Consider the following 16,541-nt stretch of genomic DNA (forward strand, 5'->3'; position numbering starts at 1 on the left):
TCGGACCTCTACATACTCAGATCACCGGGGTATGGTGGCGCAAAAGAAAACCCGGGCAGAGTTTGAGCATGACTGAGTCCAAGCGACGCAAGCCGAAATTGGTTGCGGATAAAAGGTACCCGTCAAAGGGTCGTAAACCGTCGGCATCCAAGCGCCCGGCGGGCAAGAAGGCGACGGCTCGCAAAACCACCTCACGCAAAACTGCGCGCAAAAAGACGCGCAAAAGATCGGGGGGCAAAGGCGGCGGCATCTTGCGTCGTTTCTTCCGTTGGGTCTGGCGCATGGTCTGGGGTCTGACCTGGCGGGTCGGAGCGGTCGTGGCCATCCTGATCGCCCTGGCGGTGGGTGTCGTCTATTCCTCGTTGCCTGAGTTGGATGCCTTGTTGGACGGCCGTGCGCGCGGGTCTGTCACGCTGCTGGACCGCGACGGCAAAGTGTTTGCCTGGCGGGGCGACCAGTTTGGCGGGGTGATCACTGCTGATACGGTGTCGCCGCATCTGAAAAACGCCGTCATCGCGACCGAGGACAAACGGTTCTATCGCCATTTCGGGGTCAGCCCGCGCGGTGTGGCAAGCGCCGTGCGCATCAACCTGAGTGAAGGGCGCGGCCCGTTGTCCGGGCATGGCGGGTCAACCATAACGCAGCAAACGGCCAAACTGCTGTGTCTGGGCGTGCCTTATGATCCGACTGAATGGGAATCAGAGGCCGCCTATGAAGCCGATTGCCGTCAGGGATCGCTGTGGCGCAAGGCCAAAGAGGCCATTTATGCAATGGCGATGGAGGTGAAATACTCCAAGGATGAGGTTCTGACGATCTACCTGAACCGGGCTTTCCTTGGTGCAGGCGCGCGCGGGTTCGAGGCCGCAAGCCAGCGGTACTTTGGCAAGTCCGCCGCCGAAGTCTCGCCAGCCGAGGCAGCGATGTTGGCCGGGCTGTTGGTTGCGCCCACACGCTATGCGCCGACGAACAATCTGCAACGGTCGCAGGACCGGGCCCGCCTTGTAATCGGTCTGATGGAGGATCAGGGCTATCTGACCGCTGCGCAGGCCAGCGAAGCGCGGGCGCGCCCGGCCCAACTGTCCGAGGCGGCGGCTGCGCGGGCCGGGGGGTATTTTGCAGATTGGGTCATGGCCAGCGGGCCCGAGTTCTTTACCCGCAACACGACCGAAGATGTGGTGATCCGGACAACCTTGGATCAGCGCATTCAGACCTCTGCGGAAGAGGCGCTGAAGTTCATCTTTCAGGAAAAAGTGCGCGAAGGATCAAAGGCACAGGCGGCCATTGTGGTGATGTCGGCCGACGGTGCGGTGCGCGCGATGGTTGGTGGGCGCAAGACACGCGTTTCTGGCGCGTTCAACCGGGCGACGCAGGCGTTGCGACAGACGGGATCATCGTTCAAGCCATTCGTCTATGCCACCGCGCTGGAACTTGGATATTCGCCGCTGGATACGGTAATGGATGAACCCTATTGCGTCGATATTCCGGGGTCGGGCCAGTGGTGCCCCAAGAACTACACCAACAAGTATTATGGGCGGGTGACCTTGGCGGATGCGCTGAAAAACTCGCTGAACATACCGGCGGTGAAAGTGGCCGAGATTTCCGGCCTGGACAATGTTCGGACGGTGGCCAGCGGCTTTGGGATTGCCAGCGACCTGGCACAGGGGCCTGCGCTGGCGCTTGGTGCATCTGAAAGCACGTTGATCGAGATGACCGGGGCTTATGCAGGCATCCTGAATGGTGGGTCACAGGTTGAACCTTATGGGCTGACCGAACTGAAGCTGCTGGGCGACGAAACACCCGTCATGGTCACGACGACCGGTATTGGCGAGAGGGTGATCAATGAAAAGGCTGCCAAACAACTGACCTGGATGATGGAGCGCGTGGTCTCTGAAGGAACCGGCGGGCGGGCCAAATTGCCCGGCTGGCAGGTGGCGGGCAAGACCGGCACGACCCAAGCCGCGCGCGATGCGTGGTTCATCGGGTTCACGGCGGATTATGTGACCGGGGTCTGGATGGGGTATGATGACAACACGCCCTTGTCCGGCGTGACCGGTGGTGGCTTGCCGGCCGAGATCTGGAAAGAAACCATGCTGCGCGTGACCGAGGGCATGACGCCCACGCCCTTGCCGATGATGGCGCCGGAACCACCGGTTCAGGTTGCCCAGCCGCAGCCCCGCCGAAAGCGCGGAGGTTTTGCCAATGACATCAACAATCTGCTGAAGAACATTTTCGGCGGCAACTAAAGCAATCTCGAAACGCCAAAACAAAAAAAGGCGGTGCCCGGTGCACCGCCTTTTGTTATTTCTTACTTTCGTTACTTAGACGCTTGCGTCCAATGCAGATAGGATCGCGTCGCCCATTTCGCTGGTCGAGACGGGCTGAACGCCCTCATCCGCAAGCAGGTCGCCGGTGCGAACGCCGTCGGCCAGAACCTTCTCGATCGCAGCTTCCAGCCGATCCGCTTCCTCGCCCTGATCAAAGCTGTAGCGCAGAGCCATCGCAAAGCTGAGAATGCAGGCGATCGGGTTGGCTTTGCCCTGACCCGCGATATCGGGGGCAGATCCGTGTACGGGCTCGTACATCGCCTTGGGGCGTCCATTGGCCATCGGTGCGCCCAGCGACGCCGACGGCAGCATACCCAGAGACCCGGTCAGCATCGCGGCGCAGTCGGACAGGATGTCACCGAACAGGTTGTCGGTCAGGATCACGTCGAACTGTTTCGGCGCGCGCACCAGCTGCATGGCACCGTTGTCGGCGTACATATGGCTCAGCTCAACTTCGGGGTAGTCAGCGGAAACGCGGTTGACCACTTCGCGCCACAGGATGCCCGATTCCATCACGTTGGCTTTTTCCATCGAGCACAGCTTTTTGTTCCGGCGCATCGCCAGTTCAAAGGCCGAGCGTGCGGCGCGTTCAATCTCGGATTCGGTGTAACGCTGGGTGTTGATGCCGACGCGTTCATTGCCTTCCTCGAAGATGCCGCGTGGTTCACCGAAATAAACGCCCGAGGTCAGTTCGCGCACGATCATGATATCCAGACCGGCAACGATGTCTTTCTTCAGCGACGAGAAGTCAGCCAGCGCGTCAAAGCACTGGGCCGGGCGCAGGTTCGAATACAGGTCCATTTCCTTGCGCAGGCGCAGCAGGCCGCGCTCGGGCTTCAGGCTGAAATCCAGATCGTCGTATTTCGGACCGCCGACAGCGCCCAGCAGAACCGCGTCGACCTCTTGCGCCTTGGCCATCGTCTCATCGGACAGAGGCTTGCCGTGGGCGTCATAGGCGGCACCGCCGACCAGGTCCTCGCTCACGTCAAATTGAAGACCGCGATTGGCGCCGAACCAATCGATGATTCTGCGCACTTCGGCCATGACTTCCGGGCCAATTCCGTCTCCGGGCAGGATAAGGAGCGAAGGGTTGGACATGAAGGGTCTCCTTGCGTTTTGTTGCACAGGGCCTAGCGTCTGCGTTGCATCGGGTCAATGAGACGAACCTGCCAAAACAGAAGGAAAACACATGCTGACTCCTGGAAATCCGGTTCCTGCGCTGAAAATCGAAACTGTTGCCCATGGCAGCTTCGATCTTGACGCGGACAAGGGCGAAAACGGGACGCTGGTGATTCAATATCGCGGGCTGCATTGCCCGATCTGCATCAAGCAGATGGCCGAGGTCGAAGCGGCGCTGGATGATTTCGCGGCGCTGGGCGTCGAGGTCATCATGATCACCACCGATACAGCTGAGCGCGCGGCGGAAACCGCCGAAAAAGCCGGAGCGTCGCGCCTGCGTGTGGGCCACAGCCTTCCCCTGTCCGCCGCGCGGGATGATTGGGGCCTTAACATCTCGACCAAGCGCGAAGGCAGCGCCGAACCGGACTTGTTCGCAGAGCCGGGGCACTTCTACGTGGCACCCGACCGGACGCTGTACTATGCGTGGCAACAGACCACGCCTTTCGGTCGCCCGTCCATGTCGGATATTGCGGGTGGATTGAAATTCACATTGGGCAACAACTATCCCGCGCGTGGAACTTATACCGGCCCGCTTTGACCCTCAAAGAGCGGCTTTGAGCCCTTCTGCCAACAAATCCCAGACTCTGCGGATGCGCGGGGTCTGGCGCATGGCCTGAGGTGCGGCCAGCCACACGGGTAGAATCGGGATGTCCACATCCAGCGGCAGGATTTCCACGTCGGGGTCGGCTTGGGCAACCTGTACCTGGCTGAAGCCTATGCCACAGCCCGCCCGGATCAGTTCCCAATAGGCGCTTTGCAGGTCACAGCGGGTGGCGAAACTGTCGCGGCTGGCAGGCCACCCCTTTTCACGCATGGCTTTGATGATCTCCTGGTTCGCGTCAAACCCTACCAGATCATGCGTAAACAGTTCTTCGGGTGTCTTGGGGCGCCCCTTCCGATCCAGATAGGACTTTGCCGCACAAAAGCACAGCGGCACATCCCCGAGATAGCGGGAAATGAGATCCACCTGCGCCGGGCGATACATCCGCACAGCGATATCCGCCTCGCGATAGAGCAGATTCTCGGTGGTGTCAGTGGCCACCAGTTCCAGCTGGATCGTGGGCTCCTGCTTGCGGATGGACGCCAGTATCGGTGGCAGCAAGTGATGCGAGGCAAAGACGGATGCGGTGATGCGCACCGAACCTTCAAGCTGTTGCGATTGCCCCGCGGCGGCAAGGCTGAACGCGGTCATGGCGCTGTGCATCTGCTGGGCCATCGGCAAAAGCTGTGAACCCGCTTCGCTGAGCTTCAGACCACGCGCGTGGCGATCGAAAAGAGAGACACCCAGCTCATCCTCGAGGTTTTGGACCTGTCGCCCCAAAGTGGGCTGACTACGATTGAGATGTCGTGCGGCGGCAGACAGCGATCCCGTCTCGGCCACGGCCAGAAAGCATTGGATCAGAGACCAATCTGCATGTGTCAGAGCTTTATCCATTCAGAAATGAATACACGTTCTGCGAATTGCGGCAATTCCTTGCGCGAAGTGAATGGCTAGATTGATCTCAGTCAGGAGGCAAACATGGCACAATCTGCACTGGTACTGGGCGCAACAGGTCGTTTTGGACGCAATGCAGCCCTGGCGTTCAGGCGCGCGGGCTGGGACGTGACAGAATTTGACCGCAGGTCTGATTCGCTGTCACAGGCGGCGCGCGGCGTGGACGTCATCGTGAACGGATGGAACCCGCCCTATCCCGATTGGGCACGCGATGTGCCGGTACTGACCAAACGGGTGATAGATGCGGCCTCAGATACGGGGGCGACCGTGATCGTACCGGGCAATGTCTACGTATTTGGTGGAAATACGCCGGGCCCATGGTCGGGCGGGACTCCGCATCAGGCCAGCAACCCTCTGGGCCGGGTTCGGATCGAGATGGAAGAGGCCTATCGCGCGTCAACCGTGCGCACCATCCTTTTGCGCGCCGGGGATTTCATCGACACCAATGCATCCGGAAACTGGTTCGATCAGGTCATGATCAAGCGTCTTTCGCGTGGTCAGTTCGTTTATCCCGGTGATCCGGACGCACCGCATGCGTGGGCCTTTCTGCCTGATCTGGCCCGCGCCGCCGTCGCGCTGGCTGAGATGCGGCAAGACCTTCCCCGTTTTTGCGATGTTCCATTTGAAGGGTACACTTTGACCGGGACGCAGATGGCTCAATCGCTTTCGCAAGTCACCGGCCGGCCGGTTGCAGTGCGGCGCATGAAATGGTGGCCTCTGCAATTGGCCCGCCCGTTCTGGCGCATGGCCCCTCATTTGATCGAGATGCGGTACCTCTGGCACGTGCCGCATCAATTGGATGGCGGCTATATGAATGAATTGCTGGCCTCGTTTTCTGAAACGAACCTGGAGGATGCCTTGCGTTCCGCCATTCCGCCCCAACGTGCCGCTTCATCGTCAACAACCGGGAACAGGGGCGAGGTTCTAGGGTAGGATTATGTCAACCCAGACCAGTCGATGCCTGCTGGCAAGTCGGGCACTGTCGTACAGCATGTCACCTTCTACGGGCCAGACAATGCCGGTTTCCGAGATTTGCAGATCACTGGACGGCAACACGTAGTCAACGCGCATTTCCCCGGTGGCTTTCCATTCGACCGTTGCTGATGACCCCGATGGGTCCTTTGGCATCGGGTCCTGCACCTTGGGATCGGTCAAAAGCGCGCGAATGGCCTGCTTGTGGCCTTCTCCGCGGGTCGGGTCGAGATTGGCGTCCGCTGCTATCACGAAGGGGCCTTGAGGAACTGGCCCCAGACCGCCATTCAACAAAACCGACCACAGGCGAATCTCATCCCTGTTGCGCAGACCGTTGCGATCCTCGGGTCCGTCAAAAACCGGTGGGGCAGCGTGAAAGGTCATCAGGCTGAATCGCCCCTGCGGGGTTTCGATCGGAAGCACCCAATGCACGGTCGAGGGCAGGCGCTGAATGTCGTGCGCAGCTTCAGACGGGAAGGGGAGCCCATCCCTGCGTGGCAAAGCAGCCCCAGGCAGGTCTTTCCACCGCAGATCGGTGTAATCCTGAACGTCATCGGTCATGATTTCGAAACGGGACAACACCGCCACCCCTCCGTGGCCGGTGAACTTCCCCCAGCCCTGCGCGTCTCCGGGGCCTTGCGTTTTGCCATCACCGTCCAGATCCAGCGGCGTTTCCAGCCCAGCATTTGGTTGGGCGGAAAAGTGATAGGGGAAATCCAGGCCTGCCTCGCGCAGTTTCTCGGACAGGGCGCTCAGGGCTGCGCCTTCGAGATCCCAGTCGATGCCTTGCAGGGCAATGACATCAGGTCGCGCAGCGGCAATGACCTCGACAACGGCTTCAACCTGCGCATCATCCCGCTGGATGTCGCGCAGCAGCAGGCCGGGGCCGTTTCTGCTGAGTTCAGTGTTGTAGGTGGAGATGCGATAAACCTCTGCCTGCACCGATAAAGGCAGCAGCAGCAGAACAAGGGCACGGATCATGCGGCTTGCGTTGTCTCGCTTGTCGAATAGGCACGGCGCTTTTCCACGATCAGACCCGCGATGCGAAGCGTCGCCATGCCGCGCATGATCATGCTGGCGGGCAGGAAGGCCCAGGCGCACATTGTCCAGATCAACGTTTGCGGATTGCTCAGCGAGATCGGGGCGACGACGCTGCTCATGAGCTTGATTACAGCCGGAATGAGGAAGGGAAGCAGAACGCCAATGCAGATATTCAGGCGGCCATCGCGTTGCAGACGGGTAACGACATCGCCGCCCTTGGTCGGATCAAACAACGGTAGATTGGTCCACACGTTGAAGGCGCCATTGCCCGTGGGCCAGCCACGCACTTTGACCGCATAGGCAAAGCTGGCGACGGTGACCAAGGCGGCCACATAGGCCACACTGGCTGCGATCCGAACCAATTCGATCAACGGCTGGCCCGCATCCAAGGGCAGCATCAGCACGATCAACCGAACCGGGGAATAGGGAAAGTCCGCGACATTCGCGACGGCCAGACCCGCGGTGTAGGCGAACGCGGTCAGCTCAGTCGGCTCATAGGCGTTTTTGCAAACCAGGGTCAGAAAGGTGACCATCGACATCAGCCCGACAAACCGCAGACGGTTCACCGGCGGCGCATCGCGAAATTCAATAAAGCTGGGAAAGGCGGAATTGTACTCGGCGAATGTCAGGATGAACGCGAGAATCGCGAGGAAGACCAGAATCTCGGTCCCGTTCGTCGATGATACAGGCAGGTACAACGCGGGTGTCAGCACCATCAGTGCCACAAGTATTCCGCGTATCGCCGCCCCTGTTGTGCGCGCAATCACTATCCGAACCCTTTTTCAAACCGGATAAGTCGATCTTCGCCGACTTACATTCCAACTTGTGCCCATCGTCTCGAGTTTTTTGACGGATGCCTCTTTAGCGCCAACATGGACGATAAGCGGCATTTCGCTCAAGACAGGGTGCAGAAAACACGTGATTTCGGGCAAAATGATGGCGCAACTGGTGCGGGATTGCATCATTTTCGACGCAAATCCGACGTGTATCTCAATATGAGACCAAGATGTTGTGGTTCTGGTAAATTCAACCCCAAGAATGAGAACGGAGCCGCCTTGGCGACCCCGTTAGGTTGAGTATCCAAAGAATCGGCTAAGGCCTTACACCCAGGGGCGGGCCTGACTTGCGTGATCCTCGAATTTGTCGATGTGGTGGTCTTTCTCCATTGTCAGACCGATATCGTCCAGACCGTTCAGCAGACAGTGCTTGCGGTGCGGATCGATGTCGAATTCGATCACGACCCCATCCGAAGTGGTGATCTGCTGATCTTCCAGGTGCACGGTCATGCGGGCGTTCTCACCCTTATGTGCGTCTTCCATCAGGATCGCGTGGTGTTCTTCCTCGACCACGATCGGCAGGATGCCGTTCTTGAAGCAGTTGTTGAAAAAGATGTCGGCAAAGCTGGTCGAGATCACGACCTTGATGCCGAAATCCTTGATCGCCCAGGGTGCGTGTTCGCGCGACGAGCCGCAGCCGAAATTGTCGCCGGCGACCAGAATTTCGGCCTCGCGATAGGCGGGTTTGTTCAGGACGAACTCTTCGTTTTCCTGCCCGTCATCATGATAGCGCATTTCATCAAACAGCACGACGCCAAGGCCGGACCGTTTGATGGTTTTCAGATGCACTTTGGGAATGATCATATCGGTATCGATATTGATCAGTGGCATCGGGGCGGCCACCCCGTGGACTTTTTCAAACTTTTCCATGTCTGCACTCCTGCAGGAGAGGGCCGCGCCCGTATCCCGCGATTAAGCTTCTTTCGCTTCTGTTGTTTCGTCCTTGGGTGCGTTCTTGACGAAGAACGCCATGAACACCAATCCGAACCCGTTGAACAGCATCTCGATGCCCAGCAGGATACCCAGAAGGCTCAGCAAAGCGGCGGGTTCGCTGCTTGCATAAGACCAGATGATACCTGCGAGGATGATAGACAAGATGCCCGAGATCATCGTGGGCCAGAAAAACTGTGTTCCTTTCATCTGGAACGACAGAATGACCCGCGCGATGCCACCTGCCATGAACAGGATCAGCATCACGGTTGCCAGCGTCAGTGTTCCCTGAAGCGGATGATCCAGAAAGGACCAGCCCAGGAACAGCATGACCGCACCCATGATAAGTGACAGAATCTTGTTGCCTGTGCCTTCGACGGTGAAACCGCCGACCACCTGCATCGCGCCTGCAATCAGCAGCAGCGCACCGGTTACGACCGTTACGGCAAGCGAAGCCGCAATCGCATTGCCCAGCGCAAAGACGCCGAACGCAATTGATAGAAGCCCCAGCAGGAGCCATTTGACCCAGTCACTCATTTGTTCAATCCCTCAAATATCTAGATATGAGGGCACCTTACATCAATTCACGGACGTCTGTCAGCCGTCCCGTGATTGCCGCTGCGGCAGCCATTGCCGGGCTCAGCAGATGTGTGCGCCCGCCCCGGCCCTGACGGCCTTCGAAGTTGCGGTTCGAGGTCGCGGCACAGCGTTCGCCCGGTTGCAACTGGTCGGGGTTCATCGCCAGGCACATCGAACAGCCTGCCAGACGCCATTCGAACCCGGCCTCTTTGAAGATGTCGGCCAGGCCTTCTTCTTCGGCTTGGGCGCGGACCAGCCCCGAACCCGGCACGACCATGGCGCGCATACCGTCCTTGATCTTCTTGCCTTTCAGGATCTCGGCCGCGGCACGCAGGTCTTCAATACGTCCGTTGGTGCAGGACCCGATAAAGACGGTGTCAATCTCGACATCGCTCAGCTTCTGACCGGCTTTCAGACCCATATACTCGATTGACCGGCGGGCCGCCTCGACCTTGCCGCCTTCGAAATCCTCGGGGTGCGGCACGGTTGCCGTGATCGGCAGAACATCCTCGGGGCTGGTGCCCCAGGTGACGACAGGCGCGATGTCTTCGCCACGAATCGTGACAACCTTGTCGAAATGCGCATCTTCATCAGTGTAGAGCGTCTTCCACCATGCCAAAGCCGCTTCCCACTGCGCACCTTTCGGCGCATGCGGACGGCCTTTGACATATTCGAACGTGGTTTCATCCGGTGCGATCAGCCCTGCGCGTGCGCCGCCTTCGATGGCCATGTTGCAGACGGTCATGCGGCCTTCCATCGACAGGTTGCGGATGGCTTCACCGCAATACTCGATGACATAGCCGGTGCCGCCGGCGGTGCCGGTTTCGCCGATCACGGCCAGGGTGATATCCTTGGCGGTCACGCCCGGCTGCAATTTGCCGGTGATTTCCACCTTCATGTTCTTGGATTTCTTCTGGATCAGGGTCTGCGTGGCCAGAACGTGTTCGACCTCGGACGTACCGATGCCATGGGCCAATGCGCCGAATGCGCCATGGGTGGCGGTATGGCTGTCGCCGCAGACGACGGTCATGCCCGGCAGGGTCCAGCCTTGTTCGGGGCCGACGATGTGCACGATGCCCTGACGGACGTCATTCACCGGGTAATAGTGAATGCCGAAATCCCGGGCGTTCTTGTCCAGCGCTTCGACCTGAATGCGCGATTCGGGGTTTTCGATCCCGTTCACCCGGTCCGGTGTGGTCGGAACGTTGTGGTCCGGCACGGCAATAGTCTTTTCTGGGGCGCGCACCTTGCGGCCCGCCATGCGCAGGCCTTCGAACGCCTGCGGGCTGGTGACCTCGTGGACCAGATGGCGGTCGATATACAGCAGGCAGGTTCCATCATCGGCTTCGTGCGCGACATGGGCATCCCAGATCTTGTCATAGAGTGTTTTGGGGGACATGTGTCCTCTCCCGTATGTAATGAGAAATAGCTGGCGAGTTGGCTCAGGCGACGGGTAGGCGCGCCAGGACCGTGCGGGCAGCCCCAAAGAACCGTTCGCGCAGACGCGCGCGGTCTTCCAGATTCTGTTCTTGGGCCACATTGAGTCTCATGCGGTTCAGATATACCGCGCCTTTGCTGCAATCAAGGTTCAATACCGGTGTCAGACTTGCATCGCCTAGCATTGCTGTCCAAGCTGCCGTGCAGGAGGCGCGTATGAACCAAGACCTGATCCCCAGCTCGCTGACAGACCTTTACAACAACATGGTCGCGGGGTTCTCTTCCGAGCTTCAAGAACTGGTCGAGTTGGTGGTTACGCCGGGCTGGCGGCAGTATCAGTTGGTCATCATCCTTTTCATTTGGGCGCTGGCTTTCCTTCTGAAAGTTCTGACACAGCCGCGATGGGATGCCTGGACGCGCGCCCGCACCGGATGGCCGAAATGGCGGCTTCGCACCATGGTACAGCTGATGCAGCGGCTGACACTGGTCTATTTCGTGCTGCTGTCCTGGCTCTTGTATCAGGTTATGCAGCATGTCACCTGGCCGTCGCGCAGTTATCTCATTGGGATCATTGCAACTCTGGCAACTGCGTGGCTGGCGATTGCACTGGTGGCGAGGCTTGTCCGCAACCGGACGCTGCGACGGATATTCAAGTGGGCAATGTGGGTCTATGCAACGCTTGTTGCGTTGAATCTGACGGATGACGTGGCCGAATTCCTCGATGGGGTCGCGATTTCCGTCGGTGACCTGCATATTTCCTTGCTGGGCATTCTCAAGGCCATCCTGCTGATCGGAGTCCTGTTGACGCTGGCCCGCATCGGCACCCGCGCGGCCGAGCGTGGATTGCAGAGCAATGACGACATCACCCCGTCCATGCAGGTGTTGTTGGCCAAGGGAATTCAGGTGCTGCTGTATGGCGCGGTCTTTCTGGCTGCGATCCGCACGCTGGGCTTCGATCTGACCGGCATTGCGCTGTTGTCGGGCGCGATCGGCGTGGGCATCGGGTTCGGCCTGCAAAAAGTGGTGTCGAACCTCATATCGGGGATCATTATCCTGATGGATCGGTCGATCAAGCCAGGCGATGTGATCTCGCTGGGCGATACGTTCGGTTGGATCAATGCGCTGGGCGCACGCTATGTCTCGGTTGTCACGCGGGACGGGCGGGAATACCTGATCCCGAACGAGGACCTGATTACCAACCAGGTGGTGAACTGGTCGCATTCCGACAAATTCGTGCGGTTGGATCTGGATTTCGGCACCAGCTATGAGGATGACCCCCACAAAGTGCGGGCAACGGCGATCCGGGCTGTAAAGGCAGTGACCCGCGTATTGAGTGGCGGAAAACATGAACCGGTTTGCCATATCACCGGTTTTGGCGACAGCAGCGTGGATTACGTTCTGCGGTTCTGGATCAGCGATCCGACCAAAGGGCTGACCAATATCAGGGGCAATGTCTATCTTGCGCTGTGGGATGCGTTTCAGGATGAAGGCATCTCGATTCCCTTCCCGCAGCGCGAGGTTCGGCTTTTGTCGGAAAACGCAAACATGCAACAAATCGCAGAAGAGTGATCAACCCTGCGCGGGGCCGGACGCGCTTTCATTGAAATGTTGCATTCCTCTTGTTACCTTATTAGTACCCCGGCGCCGGGGTTTCACGGCGCGCAGCAAAGGAGGACTATGTCCTGTCACTACATACACAGGCGGGTTTGCCTGCCGAAGACGGGTCCCGTGTAATGGCCCACTCTCAGTCAATCAGCGACAAGCTGCTTGAGCGTATCCTTTCCTCACTTTCCGATGACAAGGCCGAAGACGTCGTGCAGATCAACCTGCAAGGCAAGTCGTCTGTCGCGGATCACATGGTCATTGCTTCGGGTCGGTCGACCCGTCAGGTCTCGGCCATGGCGGAAAAGCTGACGGATCGCATCAAGCAGGAATTCGGTTTCACCTCGAAGGTCGAAGGCAAGGATGCCGGCGATTGGGTGCTGATCGATACGGGCGACGTGATCGTCCATATCTTCCGCCCCGAAGTGCGCGAATTCTACCAGCTGGAAAAGATGTGGCTGCCCCAGGGCGGCAGCGCCTCGGCGAACTGAGGCGCCATCCCGGCCCGTATTGAGGGGCCGGAGGCGAGAGAGATATGCGTATCAGCATAGTTGCGGTCGGGCGATTGCGCGCCGGACCGGAGAAGTCCCTGCTTGATGATTATCTGACCCGCTTTGACCGGACCGGCCGTGGCCTGGGCCTTGGTCCCGCGCGGTTGATCGAGGTCGAGGACAAGAAAAACGCAGGCATGGGGGCCGAAGCCGCGTTGCTGCGCAAGGCGCTGCCCAAGGGCGCGGTGATCTGTACGCTGGACGAACGCGGGCGCGTGATGTCCTCGCCCGATTTTGCCGGGAAACTGGGTAGTTGGCGCGATGCGGGGCGGCAGGATCTGGCGCTGGTCATCGGCGGGGCCGACGGAATAGACCCTGCTTTGCGGGCCGAAGCCGACTTTTCCATCTCGTTCGGGTCGATGGTCTGGCCTCATATGCTGGTCCGTGTGATGCTGGCCGAGCAACTGTATCGGGCCGCGACCATTCTGTCAGGTGGCCCCTATCACCGGGTCTGACATGGCGCAGCTTCTGATCGTTTACCATTCGCGCACAGGTGGTGCCCGGCAGATGGCCGAAGCGGCGGCTGAATCGGCACGGGCAGAGAACGAGGTTGAGATCATACCTGCGGATCAGGCGGGGCCGGAGGATGTGCTGGCCGCCGACGGCTACATCTTCTGCGCGCCAGAGAATCTGGCGGCGATCTCTGGCTTGATGAAGGAATTCTTCGACCGCTGTTATTACCCAGTTCTGGGACAGATCGAGGGTCGCCCCTATGCGCAGATGATTTGCGCCGGGTCGGACGGAGAGAATGCAGCCCGCCAGATCGCACGGATCGCCACTGGATGGCGGTTGAAAGAGGTCCAGTCGCCGCTGATTGTCTGCACGCACGCGCAAACGCCCGAGGCCATTCTGGCCCGAAAAACCATTCCGGAAGATCAGCTGGATCGGTGTCGCGAGATCGGCGCCGCGTTGGGTGCGGGCCTGGCCATGGGGATTTTCTGAAGGTCAGTTCAGTTCGACCAACGTCGTGTCTTCGTTCCAGCCATCCACATTGCACCGGGCCTGAATCTGCACCTGTGAAACGTTTTTCGGAATCACCACGCCGCCAAGCGAGCGGGTAAAAGGTTGTTCTGTCTCGTGCGGGTGGTGCAGCACCCGCAGTCCCAGTTCATTCCCGTCCATGTCCAGAACGCGCCAGCCGTCGGCGTAATGATCCCAGCCTGTATCGGGATGCCGGATCGTCACGTCGAACCGCCATGTATCACCGGTGGCACTGGCGCGGACCTGTTCGATTGTCGGCGGGTCGGCAAGGGCAGGTGCAGCCAGAAGGGCGCAGAGAATCAGATAACGCATGGTTCGAACCTAGGGTTTAATGCTGCGCTTGGGGATCACGTCTCTGTGTTCGACGTTTGGGCCGTGAGGATCGCGCGGGAATGCGATGCAAACTCGCGGCGATACAGGACACCGAATGTGATCATCGTGCCCAACACCAATGCCATCGGCCCAAGAAACCACGCCAGCGAAGCAAGGGCGAAATAGGTGGCGCGGAGACCACGGTTGAAGCTTCGGGCGGCGGTCACGCAGATCTCGGCCGCCTGACCGGCCCGAGGATAGGCGTTCGGGTCTTCGGGGTCGTTGGGGACCGAGGCCATCAACACGGCGCAGTAGCCAAAAAGACGATGTGCCCAGACGTATTTCAGAAAAGCATTGGCCAGCAGCAGGACGACGACAAGTATCTTGATTTCCCAGACCATCGCCGGAGCGCTGCCGATGGCAAGATCCGTAGCCACCCCGGCCAATCGCTCGGTATTGCCCAACAGGGCCAGGCCACCCCCGATGGCAATCATCGTGGTTGAGGCGAAAAAGGTACTGCCTTGACGCATGGCGGCCACGACCTGAGCGTCGAACATGCGTGGCTGGCGTGTGACCATTTCGTGCATCCAGCCGCGGCGGTAGCCATCCATCACAAGGGCGACGGACGGCTTCTGTGGTGACGGGTGTTCGATCTTCCATCCGATCCACAGCCACGCACCCAGCAATATTGCCATGGCAGCATAATCCAGAGGGGAAAACAGGGCGGCACGTTCGATCCAGGTCATGGCGCGACAGTACGACCGGAGATCGGAACTTGCCAGTGCGGTAAATTGGTAATATTATTTTACCAAAGGGAGGGACGCCATGGAAATGCCAAAGCCAAGCCCGGACGTACTGAACCGGAAAGGCGCGATCGTATCGCGGCTGTCGCGGGTTCTGCCAGATACGGCAATTATCCATGATCCGGTTGAAACCCGAGCCTATGAATGCGATGCCCTGACGGCTTACAAATGCCCTCCGATGCTGGCCGTGCTGCCGTCGAGCACGCAGGAAGTCTCGGACGTTTTGCGCATTTGCCATGAAGAAGGCGTGCCGGTCGTGCCGCGCGGTGCGGGTACGTCGCTGGCCGGCGGGGCGTTGCCGACGGCCGATTGCGTCATTCTGGGCGTCGCGCGGATGAATGAGGTGCTGGAAGTTGACTATGACAACCGTTTCATCAGGGTGCAGACGGGGCGCACAAATCTGAGCGTCACCGGTGCGGTCGAGGAAGAAGACTTCTTCTATGCGCCGGATCCGTCCTCGCAACTGGCATGTGCCATTGCCGGCAATATCGCGATGAATTCAGGTGGCGCACATTGCCTGAAATATGGCGTGACAACGAACAACCTTCTGGGTGTGACCATGGTGATGATGGATGGCAGTGTCGTTGAAATCGGCGGCGCGCATCTGGATGCGCCCGGTCTGGACCTTTTGGGCGTCATTTGCGGCTCGGAAGGTCAGTTGGGCGTGGTGACCGAAGCAACACTGCGCGTTCTGCGCAGACCCGAAGGCGCGCGGCCGGTTCTGATGGGGTTCGACGACAACGAAGTGGCGGGCCGGTGTGTCTCGGACATTATCAAATCGGGTATTCTGCCGGTTGCGATCGAGTTCATGGACACGCTGTGCATAAAAGCATGCGAAAACTTTGCGCATGCCGGATACCCCGACTGCCATGCGCTGTTGATTGTCGAAGTGGAAGGGTCTGAAGCGGAAATCGACCATCAGCTATCGAAAATCATCGAGATCGCCAAACGCCACAACCCGGTCGAACTGCGAGAAAGCCAGTCGGCCGAAGAAAGCGCAAAAATCTGGCTTGGTCGGAAATCGGCCTTCGGCGCCATGGGGCAGTTGAACGATTACATGTGCCTGGACGGTACGATCCCGGTGTCGGCCCTGCCGACGGTGCTGCGCCGCATCGGCGAGTTGAGTGAAGAATTCGGGCTGCCTGTTGGAAACGTATTTCACGCAGGGGATGGGAACATGCATCCGCTGATCCTCTTCGATGCCAACAAACCGGGTGATCTGGAAAAATGCGAGGCATTCGGGGCCGAAATTCTGAAATTATGCGTGGACGAAGGCGGTTGTCTGACCGGTGAACATGGCGTTGGCATCGAGAAGAGGGATCTCATGTCGCATCAGTATGCCCCTGTCGATCTTGAGGCGCAGATGGCGGTCAAAGATGTGTTCGATCCCAAGTGGCTGCTGAATCCTGCGAAAGTTTTCCCATTGGATGTGTCTCGGGCGCGGCGCATTGCGGCGGAGTAAGAGGGCTCCGCCCCCTTGCCCCCGGAGTATTTTGGAA

19 protein-coding genes are annotated in these 16,541 nt (G+C 59.3%); 9 read left to right on the forward strand and 10 right to left on the reverse strand.

What is annotated here, in order from left to right:
- The first annotated feature begins 68 nt into the window (after positions 1 to 68).
- Positions 69 to 2,243, forward strand: a complete 2,175-nt coding sequence (locus ACR0A2_RS15655) for a transglycosylase domain-containing protein (RefSeq protein ID WP_171171870.1) — start codon at positions 69 to 71, stop codon at positions 2,241 to 2,243.
- 75 nt (positions 2,244 to 2,318) lie between these two features.
- Here the strand turns inward: ACR0A2_RS15655 and leuB are convergent, their stop codons facing one another.
- On the reverse strand, positions 2,319 to 3,422 hold the full coding sequence (leuB, locus tag ACR0A2_RS15660) for a 3-isopropylmalate dehydrogenase (protein WP_171120093.1): 1,104 nt from the start codon (positions 3,420 to 3,422) through the stop codon (positions 2,319 to 2,321).
- Positions 3,423 to 3,513: 91 nt separating this feature from the next.
- Between leuB and ACR0A2_RS15665 the strand changes: the two genes are divergently transcribed.
- Complete coding sequence (locus ACR0A2_RS15665; RefSeq protein WP_480447165.1) at positions 3,514 to 4,041, forward strand: redoxin domain-containing protein; 528 nt, start codon at positions 3,514 to 3,516, stop codon at positions 4,039 to 4,041.
- 3 nt (positions 4,042 to 4,044) lie between these two features.
- Here the strand turns inward: ACR0A2_RS15665 and ACR0A2_RS15670 are convergent, their stop codons facing one another.
- On the reverse strand, positions 4,045 to 4,938 hold the full coding sequence (locus ACR0A2_RS15670) for a LysR family transcriptional regulator (protein WP_152459717.1): 894 nt from the start codon (positions 4,936 to 4,938) through the stop codon (positions 4,045 to 4,047).
- Positions 4,939 to 5,022: 84 nt separating this feature from the next.
- Here ACR0A2_RS15670 and ACR0A2_RS15675 point away from each other — a divergent pair, with 84 nt between their 5' ends.
- Positions 5,023 to 5,931: a Rossmann-fold NAD(P)-binding domain-containing protein gene (locus tag ACR0A2_RS15675; RefSeq protein ID WP_480835978.1), complete on the forward strand. Its 909-nt coding sequence runs from the start codon at positions 5,023 to 5,025 to the stop codon at positions 5,929 to 5,931.
- Here ACR0A2_RS15675 and ACR0A2_RS15680 read toward each other — a convergent pair.
- Positions 5,923 to 6,951: an endonuclease/exonuclease/phosphatase family protein gene (locus ACR0A2_RS15680; protein WP_480835980.1), complete on the reverse strand. Its 1,029-nt coding sequence runs from the start codon at positions 6,949 to 6,951 to the stop codon at positions 5,923 to 5,925. The genes ACR0A2_RS15675 and ACR0A2_RS15680 overlap by 9 nt on opposite strands.
- Positions 6,948 to 7,778: a hypothetical protein gene (locus ACR0A2_RS15685; protein ID WP_152459720.1), complete on the reverse strand. Its 831-nt coding sequence runs from the start codon at positions 7,776 to 7,778 to the stop codon at positions 6,948 to 6,950. Before ACR0A2_RS15685 ends, ACR0A2_RS15680 begins: the two co-directional genes overlap by 4 nt.
- Before the next feature lie 105 nt (positions 7,779 to 7,883).
- Here ACR0A2_RS15685 and ACR0A2_RS15690 point away from each other — a divergent pair, with 105 nt between their 5' ends.
- The gene (locus ACR0A2_RS15690; RefSeq protein WP_480835982.1) at positions 7,884 to 8,087 is read left to right on the forward strand and encodes a hypothetical protein; all 204 of its coding nucleotides are present in this window, start codon (positions 7,884 to 7,886) and stop codon (positions 8,085 to 8,087) included.
- Between the two features lie 24 nt (positions 8,088 to 8,111).
- On the opposite strand, the gene leuD is transcribed toward ACR0A2_RS15690, so the two are convergent.
- The 4 genes from leuD to ACR0A2_RS15710 are packed head-to-tail and all read right to left on the reverse strand — an operon-like array spanning position 8,112 to position 10,906.
- Positions 8,112 to 8,717: a 3-isopropylmalate dehydratase small subunit gene (leuD, locus tag ACR0A2_RS15695; RefSeq protein ID WP_171206408.1), complete on the reverse strand. Its 606-nt coding sequence runs from the start codon at positions 8,715 to 8,717 to the stop codon at positions 8,112 to 8,114.
- Positions 8,718 to 8,759: 42 nt separating this feature from the next.
- A complete protein-coding gene (locus ACR0A2_RS15700; protein ID WP_152459722.1) occupies positions 8,760 to 9,314 on the reverse strand; it encodes an HdeD family acid-resistance protein in 555 nt (184 codons plus the stop codon).
- Between the two features lie 37 nt (positions 9,315 to 9,351).
- Positions 9,352 to 10,755: a 3-isopropylmalate dehydratase large subunit gene (leuC, locus tag ACR0A2_RS15705; protein WP_480835985.1), complete on the reverse strand. Its 1,404-nt coding sequence runs from the start codon at positions 10,753 to 10,755 to the stop codon at positions 9,352 to 9,354.
- 43 nt (positions 10,756 to 10,798) lie between these two features.
- The gene (locus ACR0A2_RS15710) at positions 10,799 to 10,906 is read right to left on the reverse strand and encodes a hypothetical protein (RefSeq protein ID WP_010438763.1); all 108 of its coding nucleotides are present in this window, start codon (positions 10,904 to 10,906) and stop codon (positions 10,799 to 10,801) included.
- A gap of 103 nt (positions 10,907 to 11,009) precedes the next feature.
- Here ACR0A2_RS15710 and ACR0A2_RS15715 point away from each other — a divergent pair, with 103 nt between their 5' ends.
- The 4 genes from ACR0A2_RS15715 to ACR0A2_RS15730 all read left to right on the forward strand — a co-directional run bounded on the left by ACR0A2_RS15715 (position 11,010) and on the right by ACR0A2_RS15730 (position 13,888).
- Positions 11,010 to 12,362, forward strand: coding sequence for a mechanosensitive ion channel family protein (locus tag ACR0A2_RS15715; RefSeq protein WP_171230251.1), 1,353 nt, complete (start codon positions 11,010 to 11,012; stop codon positions 12,360 to 12,362).
- 164 nt (positions 12,363 to 12,526) lie between these two features.
- Positions 12,527 to 12,886: a ribosome silencing factor gene (gene rsfS / locus ACR0A2_RS15720; protein ID WP_058276550.1), complete on the forward strand. Its 360-nt coding sequence runs from the start codon at positions 12,527 to 12,529 to the stop codon at positions 12,884 to 12,886.
- A gap of 44 nt (positions 12,887 to 12,930) precedes the next feature.
- Positions 12,931 to 13,401 carry a 23S rRNA (pseudouridine(1915)-N(3))-methyltransferase RlmH gene (rlmH, locus tag ACR0A2_RS15725; protein ID WP_480835987.1) on the forward strand — a complete coding sequence of 157 codons (471 nt, stop codon included), beginning with the start codon at positions 12,931 to 12,933 and terminating at the stop codon, positions 13,399 to 13,401.
- Position 13,402: 1 nt separating this feature from the next.
- The gene (locus ACR0A2_RS15730; protein ID WP_480835989.1) at positions 13,403 to 13,888 is read left to right on the forward strand and encodes a flavodoxin family protein; all 486 of its coding nucleotides are present in this window, start codon (positions 13,403 to 13,405) and stop codon (positions 13,886 to 13,888) included.
- A gap of 3 nt (positions 13,889 to 13,891) precedes the next feature.
- On the opposite strand, the gene ACR0A2_RS15735 is transcribed toward ACR0A2_RS15730, so the two are convergent.
- Together ACR0A2_RS15735 and ACR0A2_RS15740 are read right to left on the reverse strand one after the other, a co-directional pair.
- Positions 13,892 to 14,239, reverse strand: coding sequence for a hypothetical protein (locus ACR0A2_RS15735; RefSeq protein ID WP_480835991.1), 348 nt, complete (start codon positions 14,237 to 14,239; stop codon positions 13,892 to 13,894).
- A gap of 35 nt (positions 14,240 to 14,274) precedes the next feature.
- Positions 14,275 to 14,985: a DUF599 domain-containing protein gene (locus ACR0A2_RS15740; protein ID WP_480835993.1), complete on the reverse strand. Its 711-nt coding sequence runs from the start codon at positions 14,983 to 14,985 to the stop codon at positions 14,275 to 14,277.
- 79 nt (positions 14,986 to 15,064) lie between these two features.
- On the opposite strand from ACR0A2_RS15740, the gene ACR0A2_RS15745 reads away from it, so the two are divergent.
- Positions 15,065 to 16,504, forward strand: coding sequence for an FAD-linked oxidase C-terminal domain-containing protein (locus ACR0A2_RS15745; RefSeq protein ID WP_257599799.1), 1,440 nt, complete (start codon positions 15,065 to 15,067; stop codon positions 16,502 to 16,504).
- Positions 16,505 to 16,541 lie beyond the last annotated feature (37 nt).

The sequence above is a fragment of the Ruegeria sp. H8 genome, from assembly GCF_056532905.1.

Coding starts and splice junctions, on each gene's coding strand:
- leuC (WP_480835985.1), bottom strand. CDS start 10,755: ATGTCCCCCAAAACACTCTATGACAAGATCTGGGATGCCCATGTCGCG.
- ACR0A2_RS15675 (WP_480835978.1), top strand. CDS start 5,023: ATGGCACAATCTGCACTGGTACTGGGCGCAACAGGTCGTTTTGGACGC.
- rsfS (WP_058276550.1), top strand. CDS start 12,527: ATGGCCCACTCTCAGTCAATCAGCGACAAGCTGCTTGAGCGTATCCTT.
- ACR0A2_RS15665 (WP_480447165.1), top strand. CDS start 3,514: ATGCTGACTCCTGGAAATCCGGTTCCTGCGCTGAAAATCGAAACTGTT.
- ACR0A2_RS15655 (WP_171171870.1), top strand. CDS start 69: ATGACTGAGTCCAAGCGACGCAAGCCGAAATTGGTTGCGGATAAAAGG.
- ACR0A2_RS15700 (WP_152459722.1), bottom strand. CDS start 9,314: ATGAGTGACTGGGTCAAATGGCTCCTGCTGGGGCTTCTATCAATTGCG.
- ACR0A2_RS15735 (WP_480835991.1), bottom strand. CDS start 14,239: ATGCGTTATCTGATTCTCTGCGCCCTTCTGGCTGCACCTGCCCTTGCC.
- ACR0A2_RS15670 (WP_152459717.1), bottom strand. CDS start 4,938: ATGGATAAAGCTCTGACACATGCAGATTGGTCTCTGATCCAATGCTTT.
- leuD (WP_171206408.1), bottom strand. CDS start 8,717: ATGGAAAAGTTTGAAAAAGTCCACGGGGTGGCCGCCCCGATGCCACTG.
- ACR0A2_RS15715 (WP_171230251.1), top strand. CDS start 11,010: ATGAACCAAGACCTGATCCCCAGCTCGCTGACAGACCTTTACAACAAC.
- rlmH (WP_480835987.1), top strand. CDS start 12,931: ATGCGTATCAGCATAGTTGCGGTCGGGCGATTGCGCGCCGGACCGGAG.
- ACR0A2_RS15740 (WP_480835993.1), bottom strand. CDS start 14,985: ATGACCTGGATCGAACGTGCCGCCCTGTTTTCCCCTCTGGATTATGCT.
- ACR0A2_RS15730 (WP_480835989.1), top strand. CDS start 13,403: ATGGCGCAGCTTCTGATCGTTTACCATTCGCGCACAGGTGGTGCCCGG.
- ACR0A2_RS15710 (WP_010438763.1), bottom strand. CDS start 10,906: ATGAGACTCAATGTGGCCCAAGAACAGAATCTGGAAGACCGCGCGCGT.
- ACR0A2_RS15680 (WP_480835980.1), bottom strand. CDS start 6,951: ATGATCCGTGCCCTTGTTCTGCTGCTGCTGCCTTTATCGGTGCAGGCA.
- ACR0A2_RS15690 (WP_480835982.1), top strand. CDS start 7,884: ATGGACGATAAGCGGCATTTCGCTCAAGACAGGGTGCAGAAAACACGT.
- leuB (WP_171120093.1), bottom strand. CDS start 3,422: ATGTCCAACCCTTCGCTCCTTATCCTGCCCGGAGACGGAATTGGCCCG.
- ACR0A2_RS15745 (WP_257599799.1), top strand. CDS start 15,065: ATGGAAATGCCAAAGCCAAGCCCGGACGTACTGAACCGGAAAGGCGCG.